The sequence below is a fragment of the Saccharibacillus sacchari DSM 19268 genome (assembly GCF_000585395.1).
GTDB lineage: Bacteria > Bacillota > Bacilli > Paenibacillales > Paenibacillaceae > Saccharibacillus > Saccharibacillus sacchari.
On sequence record NZ_KK073875.1, the window covers coordinates 213,248 to 237,688 of the forward strand.

Annotated in this window: 23 protein-coding genes; 6 read left to right on the forward strand and 17 right to left on the reverse strand. The window is 54.2% G+C overall.

The annotated features are described in order from the left end of the window. Window positions 1–48 precede the first annotated feature (48 nt). Window positions 49–1,128 carry an FUSC family protein gene (locus SACSAC_RS00945; protein ID WP_051507438.1) on the reverse strand — a complete coding sequence of 360 codons (1,080 nt, stop codon included), beginning with the start codon at window positions 1,126–1,128 and terminating at the stop codon, window positions 49–51. 403 nt (window positions 1,129–1,531) lie between these two features. Here SACSAC_RS00945 and SACSAC_RS00950 point away from each other — a divergent pair, with 403 nt between their 5' ends. Continuing rightward, the gene (locus SACSAC_RS00950) at window positions 1,532–2,227 is read left to right on the forward strand and encodes a threonine/serine exporter family protein (protein ID WP_245608710.1); all 696 of its coding nucleotides are present in this window, start codon (window positions 1,532–1,534) and stop codon (window positions 2,225–2,227) included. Between the two features lie 14 nt (window positions 2,228–2,241). Further along, on the forward strand, window positions 2,242–2,670 hold the full coding sequence (locus SACSAC_RS00955) for a threonine/serine exporter family protein (RefSeq protein WP_037282553.1): 429 nt from the start codon (window positions 2,242–2,244) through the stop codon (window positions 2,668–2,670). Between the two features lie 165 nt (window positions 2,671–2,835). Here SACSAC_RS00955 and SACSAC_RS00960 read toward each other — a convergent pair whose 3' ends face one another. Beyond that, window positions 2,836–4,974, reverse strand: a complete 2,139-nt coding sequence (locus SACSAC_RS00960) for a molybdopterin oxidoreductase family protein (protein ID WP_037282556.1) — start codon at window positions 4,972–4,974, stop codon at window positions 2,836–2,838. 41 nt (window positions 4,975–5,015) lie between these two features. Continuing rightward, window positions 5,016–7,184, reverse strand: a complete 2,169-nt coding sequence (locus SACSAC_RS00965) for an FAD-dependent oxidoreductase (RefSeq protein WP_037282559.1) — start codon at window positions 7,182–7,184, stop codon at window positions 5,016–5,018. Between the two features lie 459 nt (window positions 7,185–7,643). On the opposite strand from SACSAC_RS00965, the gene SACSAC_RS00970 reads away from it, so the two are divergent. Continuing rightward, window positions 7,644–8,876 (forward strand): nitrate/nitrite transporter, encoded by a 1,233-nt coding sequence (locus SACSAC_RS00970; RefSeq protein ID WP_037282562.1) that lies wholly within the window; start codon window positions 7,644–7,646, stop codon window positions 8,874–8,876. A gap of 124 nt (window positions 8,877–9,000) precedes the next feature. Here SACSAC_RS00970 and SACSAC_RS00975 read toward each other — a convergent pair whose 3' ends face one another. Next, the gene (locus SACSAC_RS00975; RefSeq protein ID WP_037282565.1) at window positions 9,001–9,885 is read right to left on the reverse strand and encodes an NAD-dependent epimerase/dehydratase family protein; all 885 of its coding nucleotides are present in this window, start codon (window positions 9,883–9,885) and stop codon (window positions 9,001–9,003) included. Between the two features lie 120 nt (window positions 9,886–10,005). After that, window positions 10,006–10,998 carry a sugar kinase gene (locus tag SACSAC_RS00980; protein WP_037282568.1) on the reverse strand — a complete coding sequence of 331 codons (993 nt, stop codon included), beginning with the start codon at window positions 10,996–10,998 and terminating at the stop codon, window positions 10,006–10,008. A 203-nt stretch (window positions 10,999–11,201) separates the two neighbouring features. Here SACSAC_RS00980 and SACSAC_RS00985 point away from each other — a divergent pair, with 203 nt between their 5' ends. Both SACSAC_RS00985 and SACSAC_RS00990 read left to right on the forward strand, forming a co-directional pair. Continuing rightward, complete coding sequence (locus SACSAC_RS00985) at window positions 11,202–11,519, forward strand: hypothetical protein (protein ID WP_037282570.1); 318 nt, start codon at window positions 11,202–11,204, stop codon at window positions 11,517–11,519. A 122-nt stretch (window positions 11,520–11,641) separates the two neighbouring features. Beyond that, complete coding sequence (locus SACSAC_RS00990; RefSeq protein ID WP_037282572.1) at window positions 11,642–12,574, forward strand: AEC family transporter; 933 nt, start codon at window positions 11,642–11,644, stop codon at window positions 12,572–12,574. Between the two features lie 85 nt (window positions 12,575–12,659). Here SACSAC_RS00990 and SACSAC_RS00995 read toward each other — a convergent pair whose 3' ends face one another. Next, the gene (locus SACSAC_RS00995; protein WP_037282575.1) at window positions 12,660–13,679 is read right to left on the reverse strand and encodes a Gfo/Idh/MocA family oxidoreductase; all 1,020 of its coding nucleotides are present in this window, start codon (window positions 13,677–13,679) and stop codon (window positions 12,660–12,662) included. A 165-nt stretch (window positions 13,680–13,844) separates the two neighbouring features. Between SACSAC_RS00995 and SACSAC_RS01000 the strand changes: the two genes are divergently transcribed. Further along, the gene (locus SACSAC_RS01000) at window positions 13,845–14,411 is read left to right on the forward strand and encodes a MurR/RpiR family transcriptional regulator (protein ID WP_051506763.1); all 567 of its coding nucleotides are present in this window, start codon (window positions 13,845–13,847) and stop codon (window positions 14,409–14,411) included. A gap of 71 nt (window positions 14,412–14,482) precedes the next feature. Here the strand turns inward: SACSAC_RS01000 and SACSAC_RS01005 are convergent, their stop codons facing one another. The 11 genes from SACSAC_RS01005 to SACSAC_RS01055 form a co-directional block, all read right to left on the reverse strand. After that, window positions 14,483–15,640, reverse strand: a complete 1,158-nt coding sequence (locus tag SACSAC_RS01005; protein ID WP_051506764.1) for an ATP-binding protein — start codon at window positions 15,638–15,640, stop codon at window positions 14,483–14,485. A 208-nt stretch (window positions 15,641–15,848) separates the two neighbouring features. Continuing rightward, window positions 15,849–16,907, reverse strand: a complete 1,059-nt coding sequence (locus SACSAC_RS01010) for a lactonase family protein (RefSeq protein ID WP_037282577.1) — start codon at window positions 16,905–16,907, stop codon at window positions 15,849–15,851. 231 nt (window positions 16,908–17,138) lie between these two features. Then, complete coding sequence (locus tag SACSAC_RS01015) at window positions 17,139–17,768, reverse strand: DJ-1/PfpI family protein (RefSeq protein WP_051506765.1); 630 nt, start codon at window positions 17,766–17,768, stop codon at window positions 17,139–17,141. Between the two features lie 142 nt (window positions 17,769–17,910). Next, complete coding sequence (locus SACSAC_RS01020) at window positions 17,911–18,888, reverse strand: phosphotransferase family protein (protein WP_037282578.1); 978 nt, start codon at window positions 18,886–18,888, stop codon at window positions 17,911–17,913. 21 nt (window positions 18,889–18,909) lie between these two features. Continuing rightward, window positions 18,910–19,464, reverse strand: coding sequence for a GNAT family N-acetyltransferase (locus SACSAC_RS01025; RefSeq protein WP_037282579.1), 555 nt, complete (start codon window positions 19,462–19,464; stop codon window positions 18,910–18,912). A gap of 408 nt (window positions 19,465–19,872) precedes the next feature. Further along, a complete protein-coding gene (locus SACSAC_RS01030; RefSeq protein ID WP_037282581.1) occupies window positions 19,873–20,397 on the reverse strand; it encodes a hypothetical protein in 525 nt (174 codons plus the stop codon). A 37-nt stretch (window positions 20,398–20,434) separates the two neighbouring features. Next, complete coding sequence (locus SACSAC_RS01035) at window positions 20,435–21,715, reverse strand: VWA domain-containing protein (protein WP_037282583.1); 1,281 nt, start codon at window positions 21,713–21,715, stop codon at window positions 20,435–20,437. A 73-nt stretch (window positions 21,716–21,788) separates the two neighbouring features. Further along, window positions 21,789–21,974, reverse strand: a complete 186-nt coding sequence (locus SACSAC_RS01040) for a hypothetical protein (RefSeq protein ID WP_037282585.1) — start codon at window positions 21,972–21,974, stop codon at window positions 21,789–21,791. Window positions 21,975–22,082: 108 nt separating this feature from the next. Further along, on the reverse strand, window positions 22,083–22,673 hold the full coding sequence (locus tag SACSAC_RS01045; protein WP_037282586.1) for an HAD family hydrolase: 591 nt from the start codon (window positions 22,671–22,673) through the stop codon (window positions 22,083–22,085). After that, window positions 22,663–23,394 (reverse strand): DUF1361 domain-containing protein, encoded by a 732-nt coding sequence (locus SACSAC_RS01050; RefSeq protein WP_084777857.1) that lies wholly within the window; start codon window positions 23,392–23,394, stop codon window positions 22,663–22,665. Before SACSAC_RS01050 ends, SACSAC_RS01045 begins: the two co-directional genes overlap by 11 nt. Window positions 23,395–23,430: 36 nt before the next feature. Continuing rightward, on the reverse strand, window positions 23,431–24,396 hold the full coding sequence (locus SACSAC_RS01055; protein WP_084777858.1) for an aldo/keto reductase: 966 nt from the start codon (window positions 24,394–24,396) through the stop codon (window positions 23,431–23,433). Between the last annotated feature and the right edge of the window lie 45 nt (window positions 24,397–24,441).

A 24,441-nucleotide genomic window follows, 5' to 3' on the forward strand; every position in this document is an offset into this window, starting at 1 on the left:
TTCTTCTATTTACCCTTCATTCTTTTCCATAAACGGCATCTGGCCGGTTTACGACTTGCCTTTGCTCCAGTTCTTAGGATTCAGCCAGTGCGTCCACGGCTTCGGCGCATTGCGTTTGCTGTCCCCGTAATGTTCGACCAATCGGTTAAGGCGCTCCAACTGATAGCCGTAGGCTTGGATTTCGGCAGCCACGATCGACAATCGCATCGTGCTGCCTTCCTGCTGCTGCATGTATTCTTTCATGGCCTGCGAGAAGCGTTCATTTTCTTCTTCGAGGTTTTGCCAAGGCAGATCGTCCGGCTTCAGCTTGCCCTCGAACTTCAGTAATACATGCTCGTGATACTTGATCATGTACTCCAACTGGTCGTCGAACAACTTGTCGAGCAGCAACGTTCTTGCCGTAGGAAAATAATGCTCCTCGACCGCCTCTACGACCTCTGTTCCTTTGCGCAGCGTATGCAGCATCTGCTTGTAGACGACGAGATGGCGGCTTTCCGTATAGGAAGGACGTCTGCGCTTATGTTGATCCTCTTCAAGCAGGTTATACTTTTCCGTCAACGACTGGATGGAACCTTCCAAAGCTTTTTGTTCGTCGCGGAATACATTTTCCTTAATCTCGTCCGAGACAGCCGTGCGCATCAGCAGGGAAAGCTGGCTAAACGTCGATTGGATCTGACCGATAAACTGCTCGCGCGGCTTCGGTGGCAGAACAACCACGTTAATGAAGAAAGCCGAAAAAATCCCGATGACGCTGATCAGGAAGCGATTGAGCGCAAAACCCAAATCTCCCGACGCTTCCATAACGGAGATGACGGTTACGAGCGTCAGTCCGATCGTGTCGGCACGCTTCATTTTTAAACAGATCATGATGACGACAATACAAGTTAATCCAACCGCGATCGGTTCGCTGGACAACAAGCGTCCCGCCGTAACCGCAATAACGGCCCCCAACGTATTGGTCAATAATTGATCGAGAAAATACGTCCATGATTTGTAAATGGTCGGCTGCATGGCAAAAATAGCCGCAATCGCAGCGATGACGGGCGGCGTCAGGCTGAGCAGCGTCGTCAGATATAGAGCCAGGGTTACCGCAATCCCCGTTTTCAGCATGCGTGCGCCGAAATTCACGCCGATTCCTCCTTTGTTCATAGGGGTCGATTCCCCCATATTACCCGTTATCGGAGCAGTGCTACACATTAGGGCGTATAAGCAAACCTGATCCGAACGATCGCTTGATTTCTTAGTATAACCGCTCCCTCCCCGTCGACGCAAAGGCCCGATAAAAATCCGAACAAAAAAGGGGACCGCAGCGCTCGTTAGCGCCTGCGGTCCTAGATATATATTTCTAAGGGGGTTGTAGTTATAGAATAAACACGAAAGCTTAAAACAAGCTGAAAATCAGATTTCAGTTGTGTTACAATAAGTTGCCATGTATTGTCATGAACGAACAAACGAAGGAGAAATCAACGTTTTGGAACAAAAAACTTCCATTTACGAAACGATAGAGTTATGTCTGCTGGCCGGAAAAGTCATGCTTCAAAGCGGCGCCGAAACCTACCGGGTCGAAGACACGATGGTTCGGATCGCCACGGCTTTCGGATTGAGCGAAAGCCACAGCTACGTAACGCCGACCGTGATCATGTTTTCGACCAGCGGCGAACAGCCGGCCAAGCTGATCCGCATCGAAGAACGCACGACCGACCTGAATAAAATCGCCGAAGTGAACGCCATCTCCCGCCAAATCGCATCCGGAGAATTGTCTGCGCGCGATGCAAAGACCTTGCTGCTCAAAGCCGAGTCGGCACCGTTCGGTTATAAGCTTCCCGTTCAGATCCTTGCCGCCGCGCTGACCAGCGCTTGCTTCCTGATCATGTTCGGCGGCACTTGGCCGGACTTCCCTGCCGCTTTTATAGCAGGAGGTGCCGGACTCGCCGCTTCAGTCTGGCTGCATCGCATCGTGCAAGTCAAGTTTTTTGCCGAATTCTCGGCCGCTTTGCTTGTGGGACTGCTGGCCTTGCTGTTCATCTGGGGCGGGTTCGGGTACGAATTCGACCGGATCGCGGTCGGTTCGGTCATGCCGCTCGTGCCGGGTCTGCTTATCACCAACGCTATTCGCGATCTGATGGCCGGCCACCTCGTCTCCGGCATTTCCAAAGGAGCCGATGCCTGCTTGACCGCTTTCGCCATAGGCGCGGGAATAGCCGTTGCTTTGATCTTTTTCCATTAGGAGGATAAACGTTGATGTGGGCTCATTTTCTGACCAGTTTTTTTGCCGCCGCCGCATTCGTGATCCTTTTCAATGCACCGAAAAAATCGCTGTTTCATTGCGGCCTCGTCGGGATGCTCGGCTGGGTGCTTTATGTATTCATACGCGGCGAGATCGGCGAAGCGCCCGCGACGCTGGCAGCTTCGCTGCTCGTCGGCATCTTGTGCCAGTTATTTGCGAAAATCTACCGGACGCCGGTGATCATCTTCAGCGTCGCGGGCATCATCCCGCTCGTTCCCGGCGGAATGGCTTACAACGCGATGCGACGCTTTGTCGAGAATCGGTATGACGAAGCGCTACAGATCGGCGCTCAGACGCTGATGATCGCGGGCGCGATCGCGGCAGGCCTTGTGCTTTCGGAAGTATTGAACCAGATGATGCGCCGTCGGCCGAAAACCGTCTAACCTCGCTCGAGCGCATCGGGAATCGAAACGCGGCGAACAATCCGTCACGAAGCACATCCGACGACGAAACGAAAAAGCCTATCCGCATAGCAGTCGCGGATAGGCTTTTTTGCGGGCTCTCGGCTCGATTTCGATCACGGAAGCCTGCCTCCGATTCATGCATGTTTACCTTTGTCCGGCTCCCGCGTAGGGAAGCACGCGGACCGGCGTCGTTTTGAATCCCGGCATTTTGCAGTTCGGGTCCAGTCCGGGCAGCGTCGCGCGGTTGACGTTCTGGATGCCTCCCCAATGCATGGGAGCGAATACCGTATCTTCGCGGATCTTGTCGGTCACCCGGCCGCGCGCATAGAACGCTCCGGCTTCAGATACGACTTGTACCCAGTCTCCGTCGCGGATTTTGATTTTTTTAGCGGCGGCGGGATGCAATTCCAGGAAGTTCGCGACTTCCCGTGCTTCCAGCGTCGGACTTCGATGCGTCTGCACGCCCGTCAAATAATGCGCCAACACCCGACCGTTCGTCAGCAGCAGCGGATAATCGGCGGATACGGCTTTGGCATCGGCTTCTTCTTGCGCCGGGGACGAAAAAACCGCCAGGCCGTCTTCGTGGCCGAACGTCTTTTCGAACATCAATCCGCTGCCCGACTCCTGTCCCCCGCACGGCCAATATATGCCTTCTTCCCGGCGAAGACGCGCGTAGGTGATTCCGGAATAGTCGGCTCGCCCGCCGCGGCTGGCAGCCCGCAGCTCGTCGAAAATCGATTCGGCCGAATCGAAAGAAAACAGGTCGCCGCTGCCCAACCGAGCTGCCGCGTCGCACAGAATCGCCCAATCGTGCCGGCATTCCCCCGGAGCCGGACGCGCCGCTTCGCGCAGCAGAACGCGACCTTCCAGGTTCGTCAGCGTGCCTTCGTTCTCCATGTACGAAGTGACCGGAAGCACGACGTCGGCCAGCATCGCGGTTTCCGACAGGAACATGTCCGCCACGATCAGCCCGTTCAGCTTTTCCAGCGCTTCTTCGACCAACGAAACATTGGGATTGGAAACGATCGGATTCGAACCCATCACGAACAACGCGCGAATTTCGTTCCGATGGATTTTTTCCATCATCTCGTACGCGGATACTCCCGCTCTCGGAATGCGGTCCGGGTCCACTTTCCAGACGGAAGCGACATATGCCCGATCGGCTTCGTTTTCGATCGAACGGTATCCGGGCAATTGATCGGCTTTTTGTCCGTGTTCGCGGCCTCCTTGACCGTTGCCTTGCCCCGTGATTGCGCCGTATCCGCAGCCTTCCCGCCCGATCTTGCCGGTAGCGAGGACCAGGTTCAGGAATTCGCGAACCGCCAAGTGGCCGTCCGTCTGCTGTTCGACGCCTCTAGCCGTCATGATCATGCCGGTACGGGCGCTTCCGTACAAGATCGCCGCCCGGCGGATCGTTGATTCGTTGACGCCGCAAATCTTTGCCGTTTCGGATAACGGCCTCTGCCGAAGCGCGCGTTGTTTCAATTCGTCGAACCCCCGCGTTCTTGCGGCGATAAAAGCTTCGTCGATCAAGCCTTCTTCGATCAATACGTTCAGCATGCCGGACGCGAGCGCGGCGTCCGTGCCGGGACGGATCGCAAGATGCAGATCCGAAGCGGCCGCCGTCGCGGTGGCGCGGGGATCGATCACAATGATGCAAGCTCCGTTTTCGCGTGCCCTGTTGAAGTAAGGCATCAGCGTGGGCTGGCATTCCGCCACGTTCGTCCCGGCCAACACGATGCATTCCGCGCGCGGAATATCCGACAGCCGAAACGTCAGTCCGCGATCAACGCCGAACGTCTTGCTGCCTGCGGAAGCCGCGGCGGACATGCAAAACCTGCCGTTGTAGTCGATATATTTCGTCCCGAGCGCAAGCCGGGCGAATTTGCCGAGCAAATATGCCGATTCGTTGGAAAGCGACCCTCCGCCGTAAACGCCGACGGAGTCCGGCCCGTACGCCTCGGAAGAGGAAGCCAGCAACCCCGTCGCCGCCGTTAGCGCCTCTTCCCAAGTCGCGCGGACTAATTCCCCGTGCCGCCGGATCATCGGGTGCAACAGCCTTTCCCGACTCAGCGCATGTTGATGCGCGTTCTGGCCTTTGACGCAGAGCCGGCCTTCGGAAGCGGCGTTGTTTTCTCCCCTCGCACTGATTTCGGGGCGTTCATTCTTTTCTTCCAGGCGTTCCAGCCTGATCTTGCATTGCACGCTGCAAAACGGACACTGCGTGCTCTCCGAGAAAAACGGGACATCGAGGGATAGACTGCCGAGCAAAGTGCCTGACATGGTAACTCCTCCTGTTCGATCATTCGATTTTTTTCATGGGCTCAATTTATGACGGACACGGACTGCGTTTGCCTTTCGAAGCGATCTGCGAGCTGATCGCGAAGCCCGCGGTCGGATAACGCCTCCCGCACAGACCGCAGACCCGTTCGGGCAAACCATTCCCAGAGCGCTTCGCCGTAGTAGGCGTCTTCGCGGTATAACTGAAGCAGCGCTTCGCCGAAAGCCGCGGCTTCTTCCGCGTTATGCGCGATGCCGATCAATTCCCCTTGGCGGACCGGATGCTCCGCATGCCCGCCGGCGTATAGCTCCCATCCCGCCGGACAGCGCTTCAGTCCGATATCTCGGACCAGGACGCCCGCAGGATATCCGGGCCCGTCCGATACGGCCGCTTCGACCGAAGCAGGCAGCGTGGCGGCTTTCCAGCGCGCGCTCCACCTGCTGCCGATGCTCAGAGCTTCGCTCGGCGGCATCGATCGACCGTCCGGCCCCGCCGTATGCACGGCAGCTTCGGCCCTCGCATGATTACGGATTACGCTGTACGGTTCAGCTTCATTCTTCGACAGCCCGCCGCTTGCGTAATACAACACGGCCGGTCGGCAAATTTCGCAGCCTTCCGCCCATTTTTTCTCCGGCACCAGTCTCAATTCGCTCAATTCGGCGGAAGCTTCCGAAGGCAGAGCACGCAGCGCTTCTCGCGCAGCGGCTTTAAGCCCCGCTTGGCCGAACGGCATGCAATCGCACAATGCCTCTTCGATCGGTTTTTTCTCTTTTGCCTCACTCTTCGCAGACAAGACGCCGCCCGATTTGGCATACTCGACGAGCGCGGCGACCATCGGTCGGCAGCCTCCGCAGGAACCGGAAGCGCCCGTAGCCTGCTTGACGCCGTCGGCGGTAGAGGCTCCTCCGTCTGTCACCGCCATCAGAATCGCCGCTTTGGTTACGTCGTTGCAGGCGCATACCTTATCTTCGTCGGGCAGCGCGGCTGCGGCTTCCTGCGCGCCGCTTCGACCCTGTTCGCCGGAAGCGGAAGACAGCGCCGCGACAAAGGCTTCATTCCGGATCAACTTCAGCAGCGCGCCGGATTCGGAGGTGTCTCCGTACAGAATCGCGCCGGCAATCCTGCCTTCTCTCATCGTCACTTTCCGGTAAACGCCGCGGATTCCGTCTTCGCTCCGCTGCGCGACGTCGACGGCTTCTTCGCGGATATCGCCCGCGGAAAACACATCCACGCCGGAAACTTTGAGTTGCGCGTATACCGTCGAGCCTTTGTACGGCTCCGACGGCTTATCGCACAATTTTCGCGCCAATACTTTGGCTTGCTCGTAGAGCGGGGATACCAAACCGTATGCGATTCCCCGGTGTTCGGCGCATTCGCCGATCGCATAGACGCCCGGAACGTTCGTCCGTAGATCATCGTCGACCACGATCCCGCGGTTGACGACAATCCCGCTGGCCGAAGCCAGCGCGGTATTCGGCTTAATCCCTACCGCCAGCACGACCAGATCGGCCTTCGTCCGGCTTCCGTCGGCAAACAGCAGACCTTTCGCGCGTCCTACGCCGGTAATGCTTTCGGTAACGGCATTCAGGCGAAAAGCCATGCCCTGCCTTTCCAATTCCCGCCGCAGCATTCCCGCCGACGTGTAATCCAACTGGCGGTTCATCAAAAAAGAAGCGTTGTGGATGACTTCCGCTTCCATGCCGAGATTAAGCAGTCCTCGGGCCGCCTCCAACCCGAGCAGGCCGCCTCCGATGACCGCGGCTTTGCGTCCCGTCTCCGAAGCCCGGATCATGGCCGAGCAGTCTTCGAGATTGCGGAACGAAATGACGCCTTTTTTCTCGACGCCCGGTATCGGCGGAACAAAAGCGGAAGATCCGGTCGCGATGATCAAACGATCCCACGGAATTCTAAGCCCCGATGCCGTCTCGACCTCTTTGCGTTCGCCCGCATGAATACGCGTCGCGCGTTCTCCGGTATATAAAGCGATGCCATGTTCGCGGTACCATTCGTACGGATTGAGCACGATCTCGTCCAGAGAAGCGCTGCCCTGAAGAACTTTGGACAGCAGGATACGGTTGTAATTGGGATGGCGTTCTTCCCCGATTACCGCAATCTCGTACCGCTCGGCGTCCAATTTCAATACTTCTTCCAAACAGCGGATGCCTGCCATGCCGTTGCCGACTACGACCAGCCTGAGTTTTTGCTTAAGCATGCTTCATCCCTCTCTTATCCATGCAGATTCGTCTTTTCTGATCAATGCGGACATAAAAAGCCTACTTTCTTTCGCGCGGAAAGAAGAGTAGGCTACGCTGCCGATGCGATGCGGTACACCGTTGTACCGAATAACTATTCACAGATTAGGCGATCCAACTATAGAAGTCAATATATATGTAATTTAAAATAACATGAAATGAAAACTATTTATCAAAAAACGACTTATTCAATTAAATTCACTCTAATTTTAATTATTTTCTGTAAGTTATATTGACATTGTTTATTTTAATTTTTATACTTTGCTTATTCCGAGGCCGCACAACGATGTACGGTCTTCATCCGGCAACGAGGCCGCGATTCGTCCTTTTCTTGACTAAGGGCGAATTGCGGCCTTTTTCGGATTTCATGGCGCACTCGACGTTCACGGCAGAACTTATTCGCAAGGAGATGAGAGAAGATGGAGACAGAGAAGAAAAGCTTTTGGAAAAGCGGGCATACCCCGACGTTGTTCAGCGCCTTTTTGTATTTCGACATGAGTTTTATGGTATGGGTCATGCTCGGCCCGTTGGCCGTGGTAATCGCGGCGGACTACCCGATGGACCCGATGCAAAAAGCCCAGCTCGTGGCGCTTCCGATCCTCGGCGGTTCCATTTTGCGCTTGGTGCTCGGCGCGCTGACCGATTACATAGGTCCGAAATTGACCGCGCAAATCGGCATGCTTCTGACTCTGGTTCCTTTGATTATCGGCTGGCAGTTCGTGCAATCGCTCGACCAACTGTATGTCGTCGCGATCCTTCTCGGCGTGGCCGGCGCTTCATTTGCAGCCGCGCTTCCCTTGGCCGGGCAATGGTATCCCAAGGAACATCAAGGCTTGGCAATGGGCATCGCCGGAGCCGGCAATAGCGGAACCGTATTGGCCACCTTGTTCGCCAACCGGATCGCCCAGCATTTCGGCAGTTGGGAAGTCGTATTCGGCCTTGCTATTATTCCGATCTCCGTCGTGTTCGTCTTATTCACCTTGTTCGCCCGCAACAGCCCCCACCGTCCCGCTCCGAAAAAACTATCCCAATACGCGTCGGTATTGCGCCAGGGAGACGCTTGGGCATTCTGCTTGTTTTACGCCGTCACGTTCGGAGGGTTTATCGGTCTTGCCAACTATCTGACCATTTTCTTCAATGCCCAGTACGGGCTGTCGGCAGTACGGGCAGCCGATTTCACGACGTTATGCGTCATCGCGGGCAGCTTTTTCCGGCCGCTTGGCGGGTTCCTCTCCGATCGCTTAGGCGGAATCAAAATGCTGACCTTCTTGTACGGCGGAGCCGGCGTCATGTTCGCGCTGATCGCGACCATGCCTCCTCTGGCCATGGTGATCGTCATTCTTTTCGTCGGCATGATGTGTCTGGGTGCGGGCAACGGAGCGGTATTCCAGCTCGTTCCCCAACGCTTCGGCAACGAACTCGGCTTGATGACCGGAATTGTCGGAGCGGCCGGCGGCTTGGGCGGATATGCCCTGCCGATGCTGCTCGGCAAGCTGTATCAGGTGACCGGAAGTTATACGCCGGGTTTTATCGGCCTCAGCGTCATCGTGCTGATCGCGCTCGGACTGCTGACGGTCATGCAAATGAAATGGCGCACGACTTGGGCTTCCGCCGCTCCGATCGCCCCGCTCCCGGGAAGATTGGAATCCTGAAGCGATTCTGCGAAAACCGAAAAAGCCTTTCCCGAATTTTCTTCGGGAAAGGCCTTTTTTTGTTCATCGAAAGAACGAGCCTGCTCGCGGTTTGCTTCGCCGAACCAAACGCCGGTCGGCAAACTCAAGCTTCCTCTCTCGCAATCATCCCGATCAATCCCGGCAGCCAGTCGTCCAGCTTGCGGAAAACGAACCCCGCATGCTCGGCTTTCGACGTATCCATCGCCCAATCGTCCGGGATGCCGAACGGCGAAGCCTCGCTGTCCGGACCTTCCGATAGCACAATGACCGCTCCGCCCGCTTCCTGATCGATCGTCGCTAACAGCTTGCGCAGTTTCGGCTTGCCTGCCGATGCCGCGTTGAAAGGTCCGGTTACGCCGCTCTCTCCTAGCCATTTCAAGAAATCGGCCGCTTCTTCTTCATGAATGAAGCAGATCCGCGCTTCTGTATTCGGCATCACGAACGAGACGCCGTTTTTGATCCGATCCACGTGAAAATGCAGCCGCTTCGTATAATCGTTCGGTCCCAGCACAATAGGGAACCGCGCCGCAGACGCCGGGAAAGGCGCTTCGCGGAAAAACACCGCTTCGGCTTGCGCTTTGCCTTCCCCGTAAGAAACTTGGCCCACCGGGCTTGGCGGCACTTCCAGCGCTGCGGTGTCCAACAAGCCCTCGTGCATATCGGCCGAACCGGTTCCGTACACCGACAAGCTGGACGTGAGTACATAATGACCGACTTTGCCCTCGAAGACGCGAATCGCGGCACGCGCTTCATCGGCCGTGTAACAGATATTGTCGTACACGACGTCAAAACGGCGATCTTCCGTCGCGGCGGCCAAAGCTGCCTCGTCGGTACGGTCCACCTTGATTCGCTCCACCCGATCTCCGAAAGGATCTTCCGTGTTTCCTCGAGTCGCGATCGTTACCGCATGTCCGGCTTCAAGCAGCTTGTCCACCAGAACCTTGCCGAAAAAACGCGTGCCTCCCAATACCAACACATTCTGCGTCACGATGTAAGCCCTCCCCCTTCGCCTGCAAAAGTCGTATTGCCGCGTATTCGATCTCTTCTGCGGCTGCTACGTCATTCAGCATAACGCAATCTTCAAGCGAATAAAACCCCCAGGGCGCGTCTAGCGCGTTACGCTCTTTTCCCCGTCGAGAATTCCGTGCACTTCCGCAAGCGTCGGCAGCCCTTCCCAGTCTCCTTTAAATTGAGTCGCCATCGAACCCAGCAGATTGGCCCGTCGCAGTGCTTCGTGCAAAGCTGCTTCGCCCAGACCGTCCGCGATTTTTTCCCGATGATCGAGCAATACGGACAACAATCCCGAAGCAAAAGCATCTCCCGCCCCGACGGTATCGATCAAGCGATCCACCGCGAACGGTTCAGCTCGTACCGACGCTTTTTCCGTAAAACCGATCGAACCTTCCGCACCCAGTTTCATCGCCACAAGCTTCGGCCCCATATTCAGGAATGCTTCGCCGTAGGCTTCGATCTCAAGCTTACCGAGCAAGAATTCCGCTTCTTCGTCGCCCGGCATAAAAATATCGCATAGCGGAATCAGCGACAGCAGCGTTTCTCTCGCCGTCTCTTCGCTCCACAGCTTGCGCCGCAAATTCGGATCGAACGAGACGGTCAAGCCTTTTTTCCGCGCCATCTCCATCAGCTTCCGCGTCGCGGCCGCCGTATGGTCGCCGAGCGCGGGCGTAATGCCCGTCACGTGCAGATGGCCGGCGCCTTCAAGCCATGCTTCATCGACCATCTCCGGCGACAGCCGGCTTGCAGCCGAGCCTTTGCGGTAATAATAAACGGCCGGATCGCCGTAACGCTTGAAGTCTTTGAAATAAACGGCGGTCGGCGCCTCGTGATCGCGAACGGCATGCGACACGTCCACGCCTTGGCCGGACAGCGTCGTCAGCACCAAATCGCCGAACGGATCACTGCCGAGCCGACCGACCCAACGCGTTTTTTTGCCCAGTCTCGACAGCCCGATCGCCACATTGGACTCTGCGCCTGCCAGCGATTTGGTGAATAAAGGTTCGTATTGCAAAGCCCCCTGGTTATACGATTGAAACAAAATCATGCTTTCCCCGAGCGTAACCATGTCTACCCGATTATCCTGCATCTTTGTTTGTCTCCTCCCGGTATCCACCGCCGCCTTCGACCTTCCGCTACAGCGTATACCTGCCTTTTTTGTATGCGTTATCATCAAGCTTCTTCCAGTTTACGCGCTAACTCCCCTGCGAACAAGCTTATTCCGTCACACGCTGGCTGTCGCTTTCCGCAGGCTGTTATAATGAAAGAACGTTTAAAGAAAAGAGGGTTATTATGGCATTCGGCATTAACAGACAAGAACTCTCCCGCTGGAAAGCATCCGTCGAGCGCGGCGAGATCGCCTATCTGACGCATTTCTGGCTCGATCCCCGTTTTCCCGGCATTACCTCGGTGACCAAAGTCGGCTGCTCCGATCTGGACCGTCTGGCCTGCTGGTGTCTGGACAACGGGCTCAGCCCCAACCATATTCATCGCCGTGACCGTTATCCGCATTTCGATCTCATCGGCTCCAAACAAGCTGAAATCTTGCGGCGCGAAGGTCTGCTCGATCAGCTGCACCGATTCGTGGAACGCAAAAACCATAACCAATAAGCTTGATAGGCAGGAGATATTGGACGCCGCCCACTCCCTTCGATACAGTAAAAGACATGAATCGGCTCAGGGCGTGCGTTACACGCGGCCGATATGTCAAGAAGGATAGGTGGGTGTCCGGTATGTCGTCTTCTTTCGCGTCTATTCTTGTTCAAGTGTTCGTTCCGCTCGCCTTCCCTGTCGTCGCGGGTATCCTGCTCAAGCGCATCAAAGGCCTCGATACGAAGCCGTTGTCCGTCGTCGCGCTCTATCTGCTCAGTCCGTCGATCATTTTCACTACGCTGCTTGACGCGCAGGTATCGGCGGAAGATATCGGAATCACGGTATCGTTCAGCTTCATCAATCTGCTGACCATGTGGGGCGTTTCCGTTCTGCTCGGACGTTTGTTGAAGCTTGGAGATTCGGAAAAGTCGGGACTTACGCTGGTCGCTTCGTTCACCAACTGCGTTAACTATGGTCTCCCACTCGTACTGCTGGCTTTCGGACAGGCGGGACTGCACAAAGCAGCCGTTTATATCGTGCTTCAGATCATCATCGTGAATACGATCGGCGTCTTTTTCGCGGCAAGATCCCATTTCTCCGTCAAAAAAGCAGGGTTGGCCGTGTTGAAATTGCCTGCCTTGTACGTTGCGGCGCTTGCCGGACTGCTGCGTCTGAGCGGAACGACGCTGCCGGAATCGTTCGCAACAGGCGTGGATCTGCTGGCAGCCGCGTATTCTCCGGTCGTGCTGGTCATCCTGGGCGCGCAAATGGCAAGCCGCGCAAGCGGCGAGTGGGAACCTCGGCTGCAAAAAGCTTTCCAGGCGGGACTCGCCCTGCGCCTGGCTATCGCTCCGCTGCTCAGCTGGCTCACCTTAACCCTGCTCGGGGCGGATCGGCTGCTGCTAGGCGTGCTGCTGGTGCTGGCCTCGATGCCTACGGCGGTGAACGCGGTTATTCTGGCCGAACAATTCAATGCGTCGCCCAAATTCGTCTCGCGCTGCATTTTATGGACAACGGTCGCTTCATTCGTCGTGCTGCCCGTACTTATCTTGTTCGCCGGTACGAATGCGTGAATGTGCGGCTCAAAAACAGTAAAGCCCGGAACGTGCAGAGGACATTGCTCTCCGCACGTTCCGGGCTTTTTACTCATAAGGTCGCTTACTCACACTGTGCGATCCCCGTCTCCAACATCTCCATCGCGGCCAGCGTTTCTTCATCCTTGATCCTTTTATCCGCTCCTTGCTTGATTGCCGCATACAGATCGTCGTAGATCCGGGCATAATCCCCTTTCTCCGATATGATCTTCTCTTCGCGATACATGCCTTCTTCATCGATATAGGTCAATGTTCCGTAATGTTCAGGCGTATCCAGACCGAAGTCGGCATTCCCCTGAGGCAAGTAAAACAGCTTCAGATGTTCTTCCTGGCGGTCTTTGGTTTGTTTGACGAACACTCCTTTTTGCCCATATACGACAAAGCTCGGACGCTCCTTCAGACGAAAAAAGCTCGATTTGACCGATACTTTCAACGCTCCGTAATACAAATCCAGATCGAAGTAATCGTTCATTCGCCCGCTGCCCAGCAGTTGGCGCACATCGTAGTGCACGCGTTCCGGCTTCCCGAACTGGGAAAGAATCTGGTCGAGCGTATGGATAGCGTGTCCGTACAGATAGCTGTTATACTTGGAAAATTGACGGGCGGCCAGCGGAATTTCCGGACGGTAGTAGTCGTAGTGAGCTTCCACCTCGATCAATTCGCCCAGCTTCCCGGATTCGATGACTTTTTGCGTAGTCAGGAAATCCGAGTCATAGCGGCGATTCTGATAACATTGGGCGATCAAGCCGCGTTCCTTCGCATAATCGAAAATAGCTTTTGCTTCCGCTACGGTTTTCATGAATGGCTTTTCGACCAATACATGCTTGCCGTGATCCAGTGCCGCCTTCGCGAATTCATAATGCGAATCCAGATGCGTGCAGACGACGATCAGATCAATCTCCGCGTCATTCAACAGTTGCGCCAGATCATCCGTATACTGGACACCCGGCACCGCATCCCATTCTGATTTATTCAGATTGCGAGCATAGATCGTTTTGACGTTGATCGTATCCCGATTGAACGAAAAAGGCAGATGGTAGCGGTTTGTGCTTTTTCCGTTGCCGACATAGCCGATCGTGAGCATAAAAATTCCTCCTAAGCGCTTTTGCGTTCATTATAAAACAAAGCAACAAAGCGGTAAGCGATTCCGGGCAAAACGGGATAAATGAACAGAGTTCCAGGCTCTACGCCTTTTTTTCTGCACAAAATGTTCATTCCCCTATTCAAAAAAATAATGAGGTTGAGCACATTGAAAATACTGTTGCAATTATCGGACACGGAAAACTTTACGACGAACGAAAAAAGTATTGCCCGTTATATCCTGCTTCATCGGGAGCGCATGTTGAACTTGAGCATGCGCGAGCTGGCCCAAGAAACCTACACGTCGCATTCTACCGTTAATCGACTCACGCGCAAGCTGGGACTCAGCGGATTCCGCGCTTTCATGTTGGGACTGGCAGCGGAATTCCAACAGGAAAACGGAACGGCTGGACCGATCGATCCCAATTACCCGTTCGGCCTGGACGAGTCGCCTGCACAAATTGCCCGGCACCTGATCGCTAATCATATCCCGTTTCTCACGATTACCTCGGCTGCCTCCAGCCCGCTGGCACAGTTGAGTCCTATCGTGATCCGCGTTCCCGGAGACGAAAAGAAGCATGCGAAGATCGGCCCTTTTGCCTCACAAATCGCCTTCGAATATGTATTGAACGTTCTGTACTCTTGTATCTACAAGCTTGCGTACGCAAAAAATCGGGACTCTGCAATCGAACGGCTTCAGCAAGCTTATATTCGCGAAGCGATAAGCGACGAATAGAACAGGAACACGCAAAACATCCTTCGAATAAAAATCGGATTGTCGATTTTTATTCGAAGGATGTTCGTTGTTCAAGTCAGCAGGTGATGCGGATCTTCGGGCGAAAAAGGAAGTTCCACGCGGAACGTGCTGCCTTCGCCTTGCCGGCTTTCCGCAAAAATGGTGCCTCCCATCAGCTGCACGAGTTCTTCGCAAATTTTCAGTCCGAGTCCGCTGCCGCCGTATACGCGGGCATGCGAAGCGTCGGTCTGGCTGAATGCTTTGAATAACTTGTCCATATGTTCTTCCGGAATGCCGATCCCCGTATCGCGTACCGAAAATCGCATTGGGGTCAAACCGCTGCTTCGGTCAGCAGGCATTTCTTCCGCGATCAGCGTGATGCTGCCGCTTTGCGTGAACTTGAGCGCGTTGCCGATCAAATTATCCAGCACTTGGCGCAGTCGATGCGGATCGCCGTAAAGACGCTGGCTATGCAGGCTTTGCGTATCCAAAATCAAATTTAATCCTTTTTCTTCCGCCCGCAAACGATGCGTTTTGACAATCGAATCGAGCACATGCTTCGGATTGAACTCAATGTGCTCAAGCCTGATTCGACCATCGGCGGCTCCGGCAAAATCAAGAGCGTCATTCGCCATGTTCAGCAGCGTATCTCCGCTTCCTTTTGCAATCTCCAAATATTCGCGTACGTCTTCGGGCAGGCTTTCGTCCATCAACACGACATCGATCATGCCCAGCATGCCGTTCATGTTGTTGCGCATTTCATGGTTGAGCTTACCCATGAATTCCATCAGCGCGCGACTTTGCGAATGCGCGGAACGCGCCGCATGGGTCGCCTCTTCTTCAAGCAGCTTCCGGTCGGTCACATCGTATTGCAAGCCGACGAACAGCACGCACCTTCCTTCCGCATCGAAGATCGGATCAATATTCAGTTCGTTCCAAAACGTACTGCCGTCACGCCGGTAATTCAAGATCTCGGTTCGGACCGGCATGCATTTCGACAACGCTTCGCGAATCTCGCGAGCCGTCTCGCTGCGCGTATCGGCGCCTTGCAAAAAACGGCAGTTGCGCCCGATGACCTCTTCGCGCGAATAACCTGTAAGCTGCAAAAAATACTCATTGACGAAAATCAGCGGCTGCTTCGGGTCCGTAGCGTCCGTAATCGTGACCGAAGAGCGAAGCTCCCCGATGATATGCGGCCAATCCGGTTTCGAAGCTGGCAAATCATTCATCTTTCGGTTCCCCCTTAGCTGATTTCCTCAATAAATCAATCCTATTCGACCCCATCTCAATCAGCGTACCATATTTGGCTTGTCGGTTGCCAGAACTTGTCTTAACGAATCTACGCAATCCCGGCTATGTTCCATATCAGAATTCCATAAAAAAACGGTTTTTCCGCATGACGGAAAAACCGTTAAATTCGAAGATTTCAAAGATTCCTTAGATATAGTAAGGACGCACGCAAACCGGCTTCGAGACCGAAACCGAGTTGCCGGTCGAAGTCAGGCGTCCCGTTGCTTTGTCCACCTTGAACACAACGATGTTATTGGCATCGCGGTTAGCCACGAGCGCGTGGTCGCCGCTTGGAGTCAGCGCGAAGTGACGCGGATGACCGCCTTCCGTCGACACATGCTCGACCAGCGTCAACTTCTCGGAAGTTTCATCGAATGCGTAGACTACGATGCTGTCATGACCGCGGTTGCCGCCGTATACAAAGCGCCCATCAGCGGAAACCGTGATTTCGGAGCAGCCGTTCTCGCCCGTATAGTCGGAAGGAAGCGTCGGCACGACTTCGATTTCGCTGAGCGACCCCGTTGCCGCATCATAACGATACGAAGCAATAGTCGAGTTGAGTTCGTTGATCACGAATGCGAACTTACCGCTTGCGTGGAAAGCCAGGTGGCGCGGACCCGCACCTTTGGCAGCATGCGTATCGCCCTGAGGAATCAGCTTGCCTGCTTCACGATCCAGCGAGTACGTACGAATCAAGTCCAGGCCCAGATCCTGCACCAACAGGAACTTCTCGTCAGGGCTGAAGAATACGGAGTGTACGCGAGGCGTCGCTCCGTCAACGGATTGATGCTCGGCTACGTCAAGCAGTTCGCCAACGTGGCCGTCGGCTTTCAGCGAAACCAGCCCGGCCATTCCGCCATGGTAGCTCGACACGATCAGGAAGCGATTTTCCGAATCCCGCTGCACGTGGCAGGTCGTGTTCGGAGTCGTAATCGTACGGTTGAAGCGGGTCAACGTCCCCTCTTCGCTGAACTGGATCATCATGACTTCGCCGGCTTTTCCGCTTTCCGTCTCGGTCTCTCCGATCGCGTAGATATGTCGGTTTTCGACATCCACATTCAGAAACGTCGGATTTTTCAGATCGGACGTCTGGTCCAGCAAGCTGAGCTTTCCTTCTTTTTCGTCAAACTCGTACGTGTATACGCCGCTCGTGTTCGCCTCGGCATAAGAACCGACGAAAACGAGCATTTTTTGAACTTGTGTCATGTCTATTCCTCCTGATTCTCATTGCCGTAATCCGCAGAAAAGAAACGCCGCAAGCCGCGTTTTCCGCGAATACGGCTTTGTCTCCCGGCGCCTGCCGATGGCTCGGCTAACCGAGCGATATAGACCAATTATACCGTAAGCCGACGCAAATCCCAAGCAAAAGAGGCCGGATAGGCTGATTATGCCTGATCCGACCGTTTAATGCTCCGATCCGCTCTACAGCAACAAGCCTCAACGCCGAACTTTTTCAGCGTCTGACGGCTGGGATTGCTCGCTCGCTTTTTGGACCGGTGTAGTGACGGGAATCGTCGTTTCCTCTGCCGGCATAAAGAATTTAAAGAAGCGCAAAGTCTTTTCATAATCCGCTTCGTCCCGATAGATTCCGGTCAGACGTCCTAATTCCAGCGCAAAATCCACATAACCGTGAGATTTAGCAGTTACCAAACTTCCGTCGGTCACGACCGGTTGGTCGATTCGATTTCCTGCCAGCGCATTTTCTACCGGCTCGGGTGACGTGAAGCGTCGGTCTCTGGCCAGACCCGCATCCAGAATAAGCAGCGTACCGGAAGAAATAGCTCCTACTTTTCCCCCGCAGCTTTGGATAGCCTTCAGTAGATTTTCCAGCTCGTTCCGACGAGTGATTTTCGACAAGTCTCCTCCCGGAACGACAAAAAGATCGACCGAGAAGGCTTCTACTCGTTCGATCGTCGTATGCGGCAAAATCCGAAATCCTTCATGGGCGACAATCGGTTCCGTGGACAATCCGACCGTCACGATCTCCCCGGCCCTTTTCATCAAGTGCGCGGCCAGTACAACCTCGAACTGCGAGAAACCGTCATAAACCAAAATGTGCGTTTTCACAGGCTCCACCCCTTATCAGTGAGATGTCGAGCATTGGTCAGCAGGACGACGCTTCATTCCAATAAAAACCAGAATAAGAAGTTTCATTCTCCAAATACCCGAAAGAGCCTGCTTCGAACCGTTACTAACCGAATTGTCATATTCAAAGCGCAGCAAACCAGGAAGGCCGAACATTAGAAAAACCTTCGTGATCCTTTGCCAGCCGGTCTACCCATTCAATTGCTGTAGTCAATTCACTATTCTCATTTTCTGACGTCTGTGCCAACAGCGAAACAGCACCTGACGCGGCATAGAGTGCATATAGCTCCCAAAATTCAGAGTCCGGTTCTTGTCCCCCGTGGTAACCGAGAATTTGTCCCGTGCAAAACAATGTGCTTACTCCGCGACTATACAAGCCAAGTCTCGCAAATTCATACAAGGGGTCTCCCCAGTCAAAGCCGCCGAACCCCACAACGCCCGCGAGTCTGCCTCCATGTACGATTAAATTCGCAGGTTGAAAACTCCCATGCAGGAAGACCGAAGGACGTGTTGCAGTTAAGTTTGCGCTTGAGCGAATTTTGGCTGTTGCCGCTTCAACTCCGCAGGAGGTGATCCCTTTGGACTTCAGCACATCCAGCTCCTGCTGCGTACGGCGTATGTATCGATTACTCCATGATTCCATTCCTTCCGGCGCCGGATAGCAGCTAATCCGGCTTAATTCTTCCCCGGCCTGCATCCCCACTCGCAATTGCTGCGGCTTGGGCGAAGTGGGCAATGTACGCTGCGCATCTGCTCCATCAATATACGAAACCAGCAGGAAATATGTGCCTTCCGTTTCCCAGCGTCCCATTGCGATCGGCCTGGAACAATGTACGGTCATCGCCTGCATTCGATGCAGCGCTTCAAATTCCGACCGCTTGAAAGCAAGCGCAGTCTCGTCAAACAACCGTAATAAATAGGCACCGTCATAACCATAAAAATGCACCTTGTATTTTCGATCTGCGGACACACCGGCTCGGATCGGATACGCTTCAATAATTTCTCCCAGCGGAGCGATATTGCGACCTAGCAGCTCCGGCACGTGTCCGCTCACGCCATCCTGACTGCTATTGATCTCATTGGCTTTGTTTAAGTCGTTCAATTTCTCCCCGCTCCCTTCTTTTTATGGTTGAATTGACCTCTCTTCATATTCCGACTTCAAAATCCCCATCTCCACGATGTCGCGATAATGCCCTTTATGAAAATGACGTTGCCGAAGTCTTCCTTCTTCCTTGAAACCGGATTTCAGGTAACAGTGATAACCCGCCAAATTATAGTCGTAGACTTGAAGCTGCAAACGATTTAGATTCAATTCCTCGAACACAAACCGTTGAATCAAACCTATAGCTTCGCTGCCGTAACCCCGGCCATGCTGGCGAGAATCTCCAATCACGATGGCTATGGATGAACAGCGGCTTCTCCAGTCGATATTGATCAAATCGATCTGACCGATATAAGCTTCATTTTCCTTTTCCGCAATAACAAAGCTTTTCAGACCGTCTCCCCCTTGGAGCATCTTGTTTAAAAAAGTCTCGGATGACTGTTCCGTATGCGGATACATAAACACATCAGACAACGTATCGGTGACGGCAGGATCGTTTACCCAGGAGCGGATAGATTTCAAATCGTCCCGGCGGTATTCGCGAAGCATGATGCGTTCTCCGATTAAACGCGGCATACGACTTCCCCTTTCGTTCGGCACGGCCTCACCGTGCGGGCGTTATAGATTGTGCTTGATTATACGCCGAAAAGAAGCATTTTTGAAGGCAAATAGAGGAAAACGCCTCGACATTTGTGCATAAAATCAGGGGAAAGCGTCATTTTCGGCAGAAAAAATCGCCTTCCGGCAAGGAAGGCGACCCTTCATGAGAAATATTCATAGCACAAGCCCGCGCTTTTACTGCAAAGTCAAGCCATCCTCTTCTAAGCTCGCGCTGTTTCGACTTTTAGCGCGCTTCTTCGCCGTATACCACAGCCAAGTTACCGGTTAACAAAATAAAACGAGAGACAAGCCGTTATCGGCTCGTCTCTCGTTGTGTCCCATCATATACACTTTACCCAGTAGCGTCAACCCTTATCCGCAATTTTATGCTTTTCCGGTCACGCCGACCTTGCGGTACAATTCGTCAAGATGCGACAACGCCCACTCATCTTCAGGCGCATCTTCCAATCGGAAATTGAGTTCGTCATGGAAATCCTGAATCATGAATTCTTCCGGTGCGCTGCCTAACACTTCGTCGAAATCGTACACGGGCAGATCGATTCGTCCTTGAACGGCTCCTTGCAGCCAAGCGATCCAATCCTCCAATCGAAGCACGCCGCGTGCCCACAGATCGAACTGCAAACTAAGGACGTCCTGCATCCGGTCGTAGGCCTCCGCTTCGGCATAACGGCGGGACAACGCGACTGCCAAGTCGAACAATTCGCCGTAGGCTTCCGTTTCCGCCGCGGACGGTTGGCGCTCCAGCCCGCGCATATAATCCTCGACCGCAACCGTCTCTCCCGTATCGTATAGCAGCGGCGTATTCGACAACAACCATAATGCCTGCTGTACATCATCCTCCGTTACTTCGCCGCGCTGCGCGGCTTCAACCCACTCTTTGATATTCATATCGCGTCCTCCATCCACCCCGATACCCAAATCAGGATTACTCTCTTAATATGTTTTTGGCCTTAACTTCCCTCAGCCAATCCGGAAATTCTTCGAATAGCCGATCATAAAGTTCTTCGTCGCCGACCGTATCGATATCGTCCAGCGCGAAAAATCCGGCGTTATCTACCATTCGTCCCGGCAGATCGTCCAGTTTGCGCAGCACCCCGTAATTGGCTTCGCCGAGTCCGACAAACTGCCAGAAGATCGGATGCAGCGAACTTTCGATCAGCAACCGGGAGATTTTTTTCGTTTCGGCGACGCCTCCGTCGCTGAAAAAGACGACGTAAACCGGAATCGAAGGATCGGAATCTTCGACCGTGAACTTTTGAATGACGTCTTGCATGACGGCAGGTTCATTATTGCGTCCTCCCGCTCCTTTAAACGGATACACGCGATTGACATATCCTTCATAATCGCTCACATGAGCCGGCGCCGCGCGCACGAATTCCAGCGCAAACATCCACACGTCCAGCGTACCGTCGTCATCCATGTTCGCCGCGATCGCCAGAATACGTTCAAACGCCCGCTGCACCGTACCGTTTTTGTACAGCTTATTCATTGAACCCGAAGCATCGAACACAACCGCCACTTTCGCTTTTTGGCGAGCAATCTGCTTCTTCTCGAGCGAAATCGCGACCTTCTTCTTAAGCAAGTCGATGCGCCCGAGAGGCTGTTCAGGCGTTTCTTCCACCGTCGATGATGCAGCAGGAGCTACGGCAGATGGATCATCAGCCCGCTCATTTTGCTCCGAATCACCCTCGACATCGACGCCGAACGACTTCGCCAGCGGACCCAGTCCGCCGTCGAAACCTTTTCCGACCGCGCGAAGCTTTACTGATTCTTTATACAGATAAATCTCCGCCAGCACAAGAGCCGCTTCTTTATCCGTTCCCGCAAAAGGACAGGTTATTGTTCGCCCGGCGCATTCTACCTTTACAGAGAATCCTTGCACGTCTCCAAAAGTTCCCGATCCGTCCAAGACGGCAGCGAACACGAATTTTTCGACATGCCCTGCTTTAAGAGCCGCCAAATCGACTTCGAAAACCGATGCCCGTTCGCTGCTTGCCGTCAATTCGACGTCTCCCAGAGGACTTCGGGGCTGATTGTAGAAAATGAAATGCGCGTCCGAAGATACGGTTCCGCTCGGGCCCAACATAAAACAGCTTGCGTCAATCGGAGACGGCGATGCCGTCCACTCCAGTATGACCTTCGCTTTGCCCGATGTCCCCAACGTCGTATTTCCGCCCTGAATCAACACTTCCGGCTGCTGCCCCATTCGATCCGCCCCGCTCTCTGAATTTGTGATCCGCATTCCGTATGTAAGACTGCCGCCGCGGTCGAACCTTGCTTCAACGCAGCAGCATGTATACGCCTAAACCGATTACAAACAACGACATCGCAACTTGAATAACCCGAATCGGAACTTGCATCCCCAAGATCTTCACCGTTACAATCGATCTTCCCCGGCTAATGGTTCCATACAAAAACCGTAATCCCATGGTTATTGCCGCAACGCCCAAAATGAAATTCCACATCTTCAATTCTCCTTCCGCAAAACACTGGCGATATACGCCCGTTTTACATTAGAGCGCTCCGTCATGCGAAAAGTTTGGGCAGACTGAAAGGTTCTCCGCTGACACAACTTACCGATTCAGCCGATGCTCAATCTCCTGAATCCAATGTCCTTCCGGGTCCGCAAGAACGGTATCCCAGCCTAAGTTCCGCGCCACCTCAAGATTAGACTCCTTATCGTCGACGAAACAGACATCGGAGCTTTTCAATTTTGTCGCTGCCCATGCAAACAATCGGGGATCGGGCTTCTCGTATCCGACTTCGCTGGAGACGACGATACTGCTTAGACAATCCTCGATCCCTGCAAAAAGAGGCAAAATCCATCCCGCTACATGGTTGCTGAGAATATGAATATCCGCCCGTTCGCTCCAATCTTTCAACAAGCCAAGCGCCGGAAGCGGCAGCAGCACCTTGTCCAACAGCGCCCGGGCTTCCGAAGCCTTTACGGCCGGACAAGCTTCGCCCAACCATAGCCAAAAATTTTCTTCCGTCACGGAACCGCGCCATAATGCGGCACCGATCTCCGCTTTGTAACGCGCGCGCAGATCGGCCTTTTCGATTCCGCCTGCCTGAGCCATGCCGCTCCAGAAATCATCCAGATTCTCCGCCAACACGCCGCCTACGTCAAATACAAGCTGCGGCTTCGCGCGTTCAAGATTCATGCTCTTTTTCCCCCGGATTCATTTTTGCAAACAGATACAAGACCGCGTACATGCCCGCTTGCAAAGCCAGGATACCGCCTCCGAATAAGATCAGATGCCGCACCCATTCCGGGTCGCTGAACAAGTCTCTCATGTCCTTCACCAGCATGAGCGGATTCCCGATTACGTCCCAACTGTTCCAGCGCACGAATCGTCCCATATACACGCCGAAGCTTGAGAGCAACAGAACCGCACAAGCAAACACCATTCCGTTCACCCAGCCGAAAGCGCGTTCAACCAAGCGATGCACCGAATGCAGCGCCGCGCAAGCGATCAACAGTCCCAGCATGGAAGCGAGCAGCATAGGAAGCAGATGGCGCCAAAATCCGATGTCCCCCCAATACCGATCCTGCGGATCAAACGAGTAAATACGGAACACATGCAGCAGATCGGTCAATAGATACGTAGCGTTAGGAAGGAAAAATAGCCAAGTTAACCCGCCCAAGCCCAGCAGTACCGTGCGCGCGGCCCCTTTTCGCAGTAAAGACAGCCCATCCAATCCGGCAGCCGCCGCTACAGGAATCCAAGCCAAGAAAAAGTTCCATAGCATGAACCGGTACGGCCTTCCTCCTGCCCCGTTTCGAATATCGAGCAGCACGGCCAAGTCGATAACCGTCAGAAGCAACAGCACAAGCCACATATAAAGTTTCCATGGATATTGCATTGATTTCAGTTGATTCACAAGGTCCTCCTACCTCGGCGCAAAAAAGCAGTCTTCCTATCCCCGCGCCGTCATGTACAGTCGATACCAGTCTTCCCGGCTCATCCGATCTGCTTCGCGCTGGGCGTCCCGGCAGGCTTGGATTCGCTCGGGGTTCATCGTGCCGATCACAGGCTGAATCTGCGCAGGATGCTTCATCAGCCAGGCCAGCACGATCGCTTCGCGAGTAGTGCATCTATCTTCCGCCATTTGCGTAACCAGCTTCGCTGTTTTTTGCACGTGTTCCGGCTCACCGCTCACATCGCGCCCCGTAAACTTACCTTGCGCCAGAGGTCCCCAAGCCTGAAGCTGCACGTTTTCCGAGCGGCTGTACTCCATCAATCCATCCGAGAAATGAACCTGCGTTCCCCGGGTTTGGTTGACGCGCACGGTCTCTTCCACAAAATCCAGCCGGCCGAGCCCCATTTCCAATTGATTGACGATCAGCCGATCGGTCAGCTCGCTTTCGATAAACCGGATTTGAGCGACGCTCATATTGGATACGCCGAAGTAACGCACTTTACCGGAAGCCTTCAGCTTGGCGAATGCCTCGGCGATCTCTTCCGGTTCCATCAACGGATCGGGGCGGTGCAGCAGCAAGATATCGAGATAATCCGTGCCCAGACGCTTGAGCGACCCGTCGACCGATTCCAGAATATGATCCCGCGAAAAATCGAACAAAGACGGCAGGCCGTCGCCTTCCAGACCGATTCCGCATTTGGATTGCAGCACGATCTCGTCGCGCAGCCCCGGTCTTGCTTTTAAAATGCGACCGAAAGCCTCCTCCGATTTGCCGCGCGTGTAGATGTCCGCATGATCGAACATGTTGATGCCGATCGACAAGGCGGCCTCTACCGCTGCTTCCGACAGCTTGACGCGTTCTTCCGTCAGCGGGGAATGATCCCACTCCCCGCCGAACGGCATGCAGCCCAGCACCAGTCGGCTAGCGGGAATTCCTCTTGCGTTCAAAGGCATACTCTTCATCATCGTTTCCTCCCAAATTGAGTAAGTTAGATTGAATAAGCTAGG